Origin of the sequence: Campylobacter sp. CH278, assembly GCF_004378845.1 — a bacterium.
Classification (GTDB): domain Bacteria; phylum Campylobacterota; class Campylobacteria; order Campylobacterales; family Campylobacteraceae; genus Campylobacter_D; species Campylobacter_D jejuni.
On sequence record NZ_RYXZ01000006.1, the window covers coordinates 105,631 to 116,585 of the forward strand.

At 28.1% G+C, this 10,955-nt stretch carries 10 protein-coding genes; all 10 read left to right on the forward strand.

Annotated elements, in window-relative coordinates:
* The first annotated feature begins 73 nt into the window (after positions 1-73).
* The 10 genes from ELQ04_RS06385 to glf all read left to right on the forward strand — a co-directional run bounded on the left by ELQ04_RS06385 (position 74) and on the right by glf (position 10,919).
* Entirely contained in the window at positions 74-481 is a 408-nt protein-coding gene (locus ELQ04_RS06385) for a hypothetical protein (RefSeq protein WP_002936464.1), read from the forward strand.
* A 71-nt stretch (positions 482-552) separates the two neighbouring features.
* Positions 553-1,335, forward strand: coding sequence for a capsule polysaccharide transporter KpsM (kpsM, locus tag ELQ04_RS06390; protein WP_044778174.1), 783 nt, complete (start codon positions 553-555; stop codon positions 1,333-1,335).
* Positions 1,332-1,994 (forward strand): ABC transporter ATP-binding protein, encoded by a 663-nt coding sequence (locus tag ELQ04_RS06395; protein WP_002880422.1) that lies wholly within the window; start codon positions 1,332-1,334, stop codon positions 1,992-1,994. The genes kpsM and ELQ04_RS06395 overlap by 4 nt, the downstream gene beginning before the upstream one ends.
* Positions 1,994-3,112 (forward strand): capsule polysaccharide transporter, encoded by a 1,119-nt coding sequence (locus tag ELQ04_RS06400; RefSeq protein WP_002936462.1) that lies wholly within the window; start codon positions 1,994-1,996, stop codon positions 3,110-3,112. Before ELQ04_RS06395 ends, ELQ04_RS06400 begins: the two co-directional genes overlap by 1 nt.
* Position 3,113: 1 nt before the next feature.
* Positions 3,114-4,772, forward strand: a complete 1,659-nt coding sequence (locus ELQ04_RS06405; RefSeq protein WP_044778173.1) for a polysaccharide biosynthesis/export family protein — start codon at positions 3,114-3,116, stop codon at positions 4,770-4,772.
* A 10-nt stretch (positions 4,773-4,782) separates the two neighbouring features.
* On the forward strand, positions 4,783-5,730 hold the full coding sequence (locus ELQ04_RS06410; RefSeq protein ID WP_070313286.1) for a KpsF/GutQ family sugar-phosphate isomerase: 948 nt from the start codon (positions 4,783-4,785) through the stop codon (positions 5,728-5,730).
* Entirely contained in the window at positions 5,730-7,364 is a 1,635-nt protein-coding gene (locus ELQ04_RS06415) for a galactosyltransferase-related protein (RefSeq protein WP_044778172.1), read from the forward strand. Before ELQ04_RS06410 ends, ELQ04_RS06415 begins: the two co-directional genes overlap by 1 nt.
* Entirely contained in the window at positions 7,361-8,542 is a 1,182-nt protein-coding gene (locus tag ELQ04_RS06420) for a UDP-glucose/GDP-mannose dehydrogenase family protein (protein ID WP_044778171.1), read from the forward strand. The genes ELQ04_RS06415 and ELQ04_RS06420 overlap by 4 nt, the downstream gene beginning before the upstream one ends.
* Positions 8,543-8,551: 9 nt before the next feature.
* Positions 8,552-9,775: a glycosyltransferase family 2 protein gene (locus ELQ04_RS06425; protein WP_002858426.1), complete on the forward strand. Its 1,224-nt coding sequence runs from the start codon at positions 8,552-8,554 to the stop codon at positions 9,773-9,775.
* 37 nt (positions 9,776-9,812) lie between these two features.
* Positions 9,813-10,919, forward strand: a complete 1,107-nt coding sequence (glf, locus tag ELQ04_RS06430) for a UDP-galactopyranose mutase (RefSeq protein WP_002858210.1) — start codon at positions 9,813-9,815, stop codon at positions 10,917-10,919.
* The last annotated feature ends 36 nt before the right edge of the window (positions 10,920-10,955 follow it).

Consider the following 10,955-nt stretch of genomic DNA (forward strand, 5'->3'; position numbering starts at 1 on the left):
TTCCCCTTATATTTATAGTTTATAAAATTATAATCGGTTATTTTTAAAAATATTTTAGTATAATTTTTACAATATGGATGAAAGAATTTTAGAATTTATAAAAAATGAGCAGCTTTTATCTTGGGCTATGATTGATGAAAAAGGTGTTTATACAGCTAATGCTTTTTATGTTTTTGATGAGAAGAATTTAGCTTTTATTATCGCTTCTCATGAAGATGCTAAGCATATAAGATTAGCCAGTGAAAATTCAAGTATAGCACTTAATATAGCCAAAGAAAGTAAAATAGCCTTTTTAAAAGGTGTGCAAGCTAAGGCCGAGTTTAAAATGGCAAGCAAGGAGCAAATGAAAATTTATTTTTCTAAATTCCCCTTTGCTAAACTTGATAAAAGTGCAAAAATTTATGCCTTAGAGCTTTTTTGGCTTAAATTTACTAACAATGCTTTAGGACTTAGTAAAAAACTTGAGTTTTGTAAAAAATAAATTTTTATGATTTTGTTTAAAAAAATGAGTTATGATTATAGTTTATGTAAATTGTTAGGTATAGAAAATAAATGTTAAATGTAATTCACGCTTTATTTTTTAGAGAGTTAAAAACTAGATTTGGAAAAAATAGGTATCTTGGATATATATGGGTAGTTGGAGAGCCTATGAGTGTTGTGCTTTTGGTGACTATTATAGGAACTGTTATTAGGGAATATCATCATCAAGTTATGCCTGAAGGAATTTCTATTTTTATGTTTTTGATTTCAGGCATTATGCCTTTTTTTATGTTTAGAAGTATAGTTACTCAACTTATGAATGGAATAGGGGCAAATTTATCTTTGTTTGCTTATAAACCTGTAAAACCTATACATGTATTTATTGCTAGAACTTTGCTCGAGTTTTGTATTTATTTTGTGATTTTTATCATTGTGCTTTTTTTTGCAGGGTGGTTCTTTAGACTTGATATATTTCCTATTCATTTGCTTGGCGTTTTATTTTGTATTTTTTTGCTTATATGTTCAGCTTTTGCTTTGGGGATTTGTTTTGCTATTGTTTGGCACTTTGTAGAACCTTTAAGAACTTTATTAGCTTATTTTAGCATAGTGTTTTATTGGACTTCGGGAATTATATTTCCTACTTGGCTAACTCCTCGTCCTTTACTTGATATATTTTATTATAATCCTTTACTTCACATAATGGAGCTTTTAAGATTTAATTTTTTTGAGAATTATCCTTTGCAAGATGAATATAGTTATTTTTATGCTATATTTTGGATTTTACTTGTTTTATTTATAGCGCTTTTTATTTACTACTATAATAGACAAGCTCTAACGGCGGCAAAAAAAGAATGATAAAGCTAATTAATTTAACTAAATCTTATCCTTTATTTAGTGGTGGAAGGCATTATGTTTTTAAGAATTTTACTTTTGAGTTTCCTGAAAATTGTAGCATAGGTTTGATGGGGTATAATGGAGCGGGTAAATCTACTCTTATGCGTCTTTTAAGCGGGGCAGAACTTCCTGATAGTGGTAAGATAATTACTAATAAAAAATTATCTTGGCCATTGGGTTTAAATGGGGCTTTTCAAGGTTCTTTAACAGCTAGAGATAATGCTAAATTTGTAGCTAGAGTATATGGTTATAAAGGAAAAGAACTCCAAGAAAAAGTAAAATTTGTGGAAGATTTTGCAGAACTTGGGAAATTTTTTGATGAGCCTATGAAGACTTATTCTTCGGGAATGAGTGCTAGGATAGCTTTTGGACTTAGTATGGCTTTTGATTTTGATTATTATTTGATCGATGAGGCTGGAGCTGTTGGAGATCCTGCTTTTAGGGAAAAAAGTGTGAAATTATATAGAGAAAGATTAAGCAAATCAAAAGTGATTATGGTATCTCATAATGTAGCTGAAATTAAAGAATGGTGTGATAAAATAATTTATATGAAAAATGGACAAATTACGGTTTATGATGATGTAGATGAAGGAATAGCTGTATATCAAGGAAAAGCTTAATGGAAGAAAATAAAACTTTATTAGAAAAAATCAAAGATTTAAGCATATTTGATTCTTTTAAAATTGTTTGGTTTATAATGATTTTTGTTGTAATTTATTATACATTAATTGCAGCGCCAAGATATGTAAGTACGATGATTTTAGATGTTAGATCAACAAGTGGAGAAAGCGCTCAAACAAGTGGAATTTTGTCTTTGCTTAGTAGTACTTCTACGGCAAGCGAAGATTTAAATTATCTAAAAGGTTATATAGAATCAAGTGATATGCTAAAGATTTTGGATGAAAAAATCAAACTTAAAAGTCTTTATCAAGAACAACATATAGATTTGCCTTTTAAAATTTGGGATTCAAGTTCGATAGAATCTTATCTTAAATACTACCAAGCAAGAGTTAAGGTGTATACAGATGAAACCACTAAGCTTTTACAGGTAGAAGTAGAGGGTTTTACACCTAAATCAGCTCATTTGATTGCTCAAACTATTATGCAAGAAAGCGAAAAATTTATCAATGAAATCTCTCATAAAGCAGCTAGAGAACAAATGGCTTTTGCTGAAAATGAAGTACAAAAATACAAAGAACGATATCAAAAAGCACAAAATGATTTGATTGCTTTTCAAAATAAATATGGAGTTTTTGATCCTTTAAAACAAGCTGAAACTAAAGCAAGTTTAGTTGCGCAAATTGAGGCTAATTTAGCTCAAAAAGAAGCTAAACTTTTAACTTTACAAAGCTATATGAATGATGCAGCACCTGAAGTAGTAGCACTTAAAGCAGAAATTGAAGCGATTAAAAAACAGCTTTTAAGGGAAAAATCTAAAATTTCAGCTAACAATTCTTCTCAAAAGCTTAACGATTTGGCTGCTAAATTTCAGGATTTAACTATAGAAGCTACTTTTGCGCAAAAAGCTTATGAAGCAGCTTTAAAAGCTTATGAAAGTGCTAGAATAGAAGCATTAAGAAAAATAAAACAACTTGTCATCATCCAAAGTCCAGATATTCCAGAAAGCGCAAAATATCCTGAAAGAATTTATGATATTTTAACAGCATTTATTGTATTATCTTTGATTTTTGGGATTGTTAAATTTATTAAAATGATAATAGAGGAGCATAAGTATTAAAATGAAAAAAATATTAATTTTACTTTTTAGTTGTATTTTATGTTTTGGAGCTGTGGATGTTTCACAAATCATTTCAGCAGAGGATCAAGGTTCTGCTACAACTAGCATAGATCAAAATTTAAGCTCAAATTATGATATAGCAAATAAAGAAAATAATCTTACAAAAATTCATCAAATTTTAGTATTTGGCGCTCATCTTTTTAATGGAAATTTTAAAAATTACAATCAAAGAGTTTATAACCCAGATTATAAGATTGCAGTTGGTGATCAAATCAGTCTTAAAATTTGGGGAGCTGTTGAGTTTTCGCAAGTTTTAGTGGTGGATTCTCAAGGAAATATTTTTATCCCTAAAGTAGGAGCTGTAAATTTACTAGGTGTGAAAAATAGCGCCCTTGTAAGTGTTATAAAAGCACGTGTTAATAAAATCTATAAAAGCAATGTTTTTGTTTATGCAGATATGAATGCTTATCAAAATGTCAGTGTTTTTGTAACAGGAAACGTTAATGCTCCAGGACTTTATCAAGGACTTAGTTCGGATTCAGTGATCCAGTATCTTGATAAAGCAGGGGGTATAAATTTAGAATATGGAAGTTTTAGAGATATTCAAATTTTGCGTAATAACAGCGTGATAAAAAATATTGATTTATATGATTTTTTACTAAAGGGGCAAATGGATCTTTTTCCTTTTAGAAGTGGAGATGTTATTTTAGTAGGAAATGTTCAAAATTACGCTTTTGTTAACGGTGATGTGCAAAGACCTTTTCGTTTTGAACTTTCAAATGATATTAAAACTTTAGCTGACTTAGCTAGAGTATCAGGTGCTAAACCTATCGTAACTAATGCTATCGTAAAAAGTTATGGTGAAGATCATAAACTTGATGTCAGTGCTTATAATAAAATGCAATTTTCAAAAGTTTTACTTAGAACGGGAGATGAGGTAGAATTTCACCCTGAGTATGTTTCTGAAAATATAACTATAAGTGTAAATGGCGAGCATAATGGTTTAAAAACTTTAGTTGTGGGTAAAGGAACGACTTTAGAAGATATTTCTAAATTAATTAAAGCTAATCCACAATCAAACATGCAAGCTTTACAAGTGTTTAGAAAAAGTGTAGCTAGAACTCAAAAAGAACTTATCAATGCTCAGCTTAAAGAGCTTGAAACTCTAGCTTTAACTAGTGATTCTGTTACAGCTCAAGGTGCAGCTATAAGAGCTCAACAAGCAAAAACGATTTTAGAATTTATCCAAAGAGCTAAGCAAGTAGAGCCTAAGGGTCAAATTGTCATTGATAATCCAAAGTCTTATAATTCGGTTATTTTAGAAGATGGTGATACTATTAATGTACCAAGTAAGAATAATCTCATCATAGTTCAAGGTGAGGTTTCTTTACCTGGAGCTTTTGTGTATGATAAGGGCAAAGATTTAAGATATTATATCAATCTTGCAGGAGGTTATGGAGAAAGAGCGGATACTTCAAAAGTTTTGGTGATACGAAGCAATGGAAAAGCTGAAAAATATCATAGTGGTATAGATATGAAACGAGGCGATTCTGTGTTGGTATTGCCAAAAGTGGATAGTGAGAATTTACAAATTTTTTCAATGTTGACTCAAATTCTTTATCAAATTGCTATCGCAACCAATGTTGTGCTTAATCTTTAAGGTTTAAATAATGAATACTCTTGAAATAGCCAAAGAAGTTTTTGAAAAAGAAGCGCAAGCTATTTTGGATTTGGCTACAAATTTAGATGAAAATTTTAATCAAGCTGTAAATTTGATGTTAAATACCAAAGGGCGTTGCATAGTTAGTGGTATGGGTAAATCAGGTCATATAGGCGCTAAGATAGCAGCTACTTTAGCAAGCACAGGAACACCAAGCTTTTTTATCCATCCAGGAGAGGCTTTGCATGGAGATCTTGGAATGTTAACTTCCGAAGATGTTTTAATTGCTATTTCAAATTCAGGAGAAACTGAAGAAATTTTAAAAATCATTCCTGCTATAAAAAAGCGTGAAATTCCACTTATAGTAATGTGTGGTAAAAAAAATTCTACCCTTGTAAAGCAAGGCGATATATTTTTAAATATAGCCGTGGAAAAGGAAGCTTGTCCTTTGCAGCTTGCTCCTATGTCTTCGACAACAGCAACTTTAGTTATGGGGGATGCTTTAGCGGCTGCTTTGATGAAGGTAAGAAATTTCAAGCCTGATGATTTTGCCCTTTTTCATCCAGGGGGAAGTTTGGGACGTAAGCTTTTAACCAAGGTAAAAGATCTTATGGTTTCAAGTAACCTTCCTATAGTGCATCCTGATACCGAATTTAACGATCTTGTTGATGTGATGACTAGTGGAAAACTAGGACTTTGTGTGGTGCTTGAAAATGAAAAATTAGTGGGTATTATCACTGACGGGGATTTGCGTCGTGCTTTAAAAGCAAGCGATAAACCAAGGTTTGATTTTAAGGCCAAAGAAATCATGAGTATAAATCCTAAAGTAGTCGATGCTGATGCTATGGCAAGTGAAGCAGAAGGGATCATGTTAAAACATAAAATCAAAGAAATTATAGTAGGAAAAGAAGAAAAAGTTGTAGGTATTATCCAGCTTTATGTCATAGGAAATGTTTAATGCCTCTTTTATCTGTTATTATTCCTTTTGGATTAAGTAAAGAACGTCCTTATATAGAAGAAAGAGTTCTTCAAAAAGCTAAATTTTTTCAAAGCGATGAGAATATAGAATTTATTTTCGTTGAAGGATATTCATCTAAAGATCACGAGCTTAAAAATTTTATCCAAGCAAACCATCATATTTATCTTAAAGATATGGATCAAAAAGCTTTTTCTCAAGGAAGATGTAGGAATTTAGGAGCAAGTTATGCGCATTCAAATGTTCTTTTGTTTTTGGATGTGGATTGTTATATTTCTTTGGATAATTTTGAAAAAATTTTAAAACTAATTCAAATTAAAAATATTTCTCAAAATATCAATGCTTTGATAGTTTTACCCGTAGTGTATCTTAATAAAGAAGCTAATGAAAAATTAAAGCAATACGATGATAAATTTTGGGATATTTTGATACAAGAGGATTTATTTACAGCAAAAAATACTTGGGTAAAATTTTTTGCCCCAAGTTCTACTTCAAGTATTGTGATAAATAAACATCAGTTTTTAAGATTGGGCGGAAATGATGAAAATTTTATCGGACATGGTTATGAAGATTTTGATCTTTTTGCTAGAATTTTAAAAGCTTGTGTGAGTTTTGAAAAAATGCCTACTAATTTAAGTTATGATGCTAGAAATTGGAATTTTTTTAACTTTAAAGGTTTTAGATCTTGGTTTTCATTGCTTGGTTATGAGGCTTGTTTTTATGGAATTTATATATATCATTTTTATCATATAGAACCCAATCAAAACGCTTATATGCAAAATAAAGATAAGAACCATCAGCTTTTTTATAAGCATTTAAAAAACATCAAAAAACACGATTTAAAGCCTTTGCAAGTTTTTAAAGCCAAAGGTGAAAAAGTTTTAATGCTTTTTAAAGATCAAAATTATGATTTTAAGGATATTAGTGTTTATGTGGGAGAAATTATCTATAAAAATATAAGTGATTTTTTTATAGCTAAAGAGTTAAAATATGAACTTTTGTTGGATTTTTTACAACAAGAAAAAATCACTAAAATATTTTTGGATGCAAGTATAAAACTACAATTTAATGGTATAGATTATTGTGATATTTTTTATTTTCAAAAAGGAATTTTACCTCATTCTTGGTTTTTTGCAAAAAAATTAGATTTAGGTTATAAACAAGATTTAAATTTAAGCGAGCAAAAACTTTATCAAGTGAAAGAATATTTCTTAACTTTAAAGGAGGATGAAAAAAAAGTTATCTTGGATTTTTTAAGCCAAAACAATGATGATAAGTATGATTTGTATAAAATGCTTTATTATTTGATTAACGAGCTTTATAGTTTTGAGCATGATGGGATTTTTTATCAAATCATCATTGATAAAGAAAAAATGCTGATGGCACAAAAACATGATAAAAGCTTTTATCCTTTAAGATCTTTTGTTTATAAACCTTATTTGCATGAGCTTAAGAGTATAAGACCTTTTTCATTTTTGATGAAAATTTTAGGTTTAGAGTATCTTGGTGCTATGATTTCACATACTAAATTTTATCGCTTGGCAAGAAAATTGTTTTTTAATCCTAAGGGATTTTTTGAGGATTTTAATTATAAAATAATGAAAGGTAAAATATGAAAATAGTCATTGTTGGAATTGGTTATGTTGGGCTTGCAAATGCTATACTCTTTTCAAAAAATAATGAAAATGAGGTTGTATTGTTAGATATTGATGAAAATAAAATCCAAAGTATTAATAATCATAAGTCTCCTATTAAAGATAAATTAATTGAAAAGTTCTTTGTGCAAAATATAAGTAAATTACATGCTACTTCAAATATCAAAGAGGCTTATTTTAATGCAGATTTTGCAGTTATTGCTACTCCAACTGATTATGATGAACAGCTTAATTTTTTTGATACAAGAAGTATAGAGAATGTTTTAAAAGATATAAAAAATATAAATTCTAAGATCAATGTTATTATTAAAAGCACTGTGCCTATAGGATATACAAAAACCATAAAACAAAAATTTAATATGTCTAATATTGTTTTTTCTCCAGAATTTTTACGGGAGGGAAGTGCTTTATATGATAGTCTATATCCCAGTAGAATTATTATTGGTGATAAAAGTGTTTTGGGTAAAACTATTGGAGATTTGTTTTTAAAAAATATAGAGAAAAAAAATGTTGATATTTTTTATATGGATTCGGATGAGGCAGAAAGCGTTAAGCTTTTTTCTAATGCTTACTTAGCAATGAGAGTGGGATTTTTTAATGAAGTTGATTCGTATGCAAGAAAACATAATTTAAATTCAGCGGATATAATTAAGGGTATTAGTGCTGATGATAGAATTGGAAAATATTACAATAACCCTAGTTTTGGATATGGTGGATATTGTTTACCTAAAGATACAAAACAGTTGCTTGCAAATTTTTATAATATTCCTAATAGTTTAATTAAAGCTATAGTTGAAACTAATGAGATAAGAAAAAAATTTATAACCCAGCTTATTTTAGAAAAAAAACCAAACATTTTAGGTATTTATAGATTAATTATGAAGCAAAATTCTGATAATTTTAGAAATTCTGTGATTATAGATATTATAAAATATTTACAAGAATATAATAGTAATATTGAATTAATAATATACGAACCTTTGGTTAAGGAGAAAAAATTTTTAAATATTAAAGTAGAGAATGATTTTAATGTTTTTGGAGCTAAAGTTGATTTGATCATAGCCAATCGTTTTGATGATAAGCTTAAAGAGATTAAAGATAAAGTTTTTTCAGCAGATGTATTTTATACCGATATTTAGGAAATTACTGTGAAAACTGTAGGTGTAGTTATCCCAATCTATAATGTAGAAAAATATTTAAGAGAATGTTTAGATAGTGTTGTCAATCAAACTTATAAAAATTTACAAGTTGTACTTGTAAATGATGGTAGTACAGATGAAAACTCGCTTAATATAGCCAAAGAATATACTTTAAAAGATGAAAGATTTATACTTTTTGATAAGGAAAATGGGGGACAAAGTACAGCAAGAAATGTTGGCATAGAATTCTTTAGTAAAGAATATGATTTTAAAAACATTACCCAAGAATTAAAAGAAAACTCTTTAGTAGAATTTAAACTAGACAATGAAGATAATCCTTATAATATTTATAAAATATATAAAAGTTCAAATTTCTTTAAAAACAAAGATGAGCTTTTAAATTTTAAAGCCCCTGATATTGATTATATTATCTTTTTAGATTCTGATGATTATTGGGAATTAAATTGCATAGAAGAATGTGTTCCTAGAATGGATGGGGTTGAGGTGGTTTGGTTTGACAGTTGTAGTATATTTGAAGAAGGATTTAAGAAACAATGGAGTAGTTTGTTAAAATTATATGATTTACATGAGGGGGTTATAAAGTCTAAAGTTTGGTTGGAGTATAGTATAAACAAGAAAATTTATAATTTTTATTTCACTTGGTCGGGTATGATTGATTTTATTTATTTAAAAAACATTAAGCTTAAATTTATTGATTATATTATTCATCAAGATCATCACTTCGGCATGTTATTATTTGCCAAATGTAAATATATTTATATTTTTCCATCATCGATGCATACTTATAGAATAAGATCTAATAGTACAATTAATTTAAGTGATAGTGAACTACAAATTCATATTCCAAGATATATGCAAAGTATTTATGATAGTTTTAATATAAATATTAAAGAAGCTAAAGAATATTATTCTTCAATGAGTATGTTTTATGTTTTAAAAAATTGTTTTAATGATAAAATATTAATGGAGAATAGATATAACGCATATTTATTAGAAAAAGCATTTTTTAAATTTATTTGTGAAAGATGTTTAAGGATATTTTTACTAAAAAGAGATCCTTGTTGTATCAAAATTCAAATAAAAAAAATATTAAAACAGTATAAAAATTATCGCTATGTCCATTTAACAAATTTTTATGGAGCTTTTATTTATTTTAAAATTTTTAAAATAAATATTATTAAAAAATATATAAGATATTTATTTTTCAGGTAATTTTTTTTATAATTAGGTTTTGTGAGGAATGTGATTCATGTATGATTATTTAATTGTTGGTTCTGGATTGTTTGGTAGTATTTTTGCTTACGAAGCAACTGAAAAAGGTTATACTTGTTTAGTTGTGGAGCAAAGGGAACATATTGGAGGTAATTGTTATACCGAAAATATTAAAAATATCAATGTGCATAAATATGGTGCTCATATTTTTAGAACTTCAGATCAGAATATATGGGATTATATGAATCAATTTTGTGAATTTAATCATTTTATCAATTCTCCTATTGCAATCTATAAAGATGAAATTTATAATTTGCCTTTTAATATGAATACTTTTAGTAAATTATGGGGAATTAAAACTCCAAATGAAGCTAGAAAAATAATTGAAATGCAAAAACAAATAATTCAACATCCTCCAAAAAATTTGGAAGAACAAGCTATATCTTTAGTTGGTACAGATGTATATGAAAAACTTATTAAGGGTTATACAGAAAAACAGTGGGGTAGATCTTGTAAGGATTTGCCTGCTTCTATTATAAGAAGATTGCCTGTTCGATATATTTATGACAATAATTATTTTAATGATCCCTATCAAGGTATCCCTAAAGGCGGCTATACGGCAATTTTTGATAAAATGCTAAAAAAAAGTAAAGTTATTTTAAATACTGATTTTTTAAAATATAAAGATAAATTTAAAAATAAAGCTAAAAAAATAGTTTTTACTGGTTGTATTGATGCTTATTATGATTATCGATATGGAGCTTTGGAATATAGAAGTTTAAAATTTGAGCATAAAATATTAAATTTAGACAATTTTCAAGGAGTGGCAGTTGTCAATTATACTGACAAGGAAATACCTTATACTAGAATTATAGAGCATAAGCATTTTGAATTTGGAAATACAGATACAACAGTTATAAGCGAAGAATATCCTTTAGAATGGATTAAGGGTATTGAGCCTTATTATCCAATAAATGATGAAAAAAATCAAGCTTTGTATGAAAAGTATAAGCAATTAGCAAAACACGAGAGTAATGTATATTTTGGGGGAAGATTGGGAGAATATAGATATTATGATATGCAAGATGTTGTAAGATCGGCATTATTATTTTGTAAAAATGAGTTAAAAAATAAGCAAGGATGAAATGATGAATTATAATACTCCAAAAGTTTCTATTGT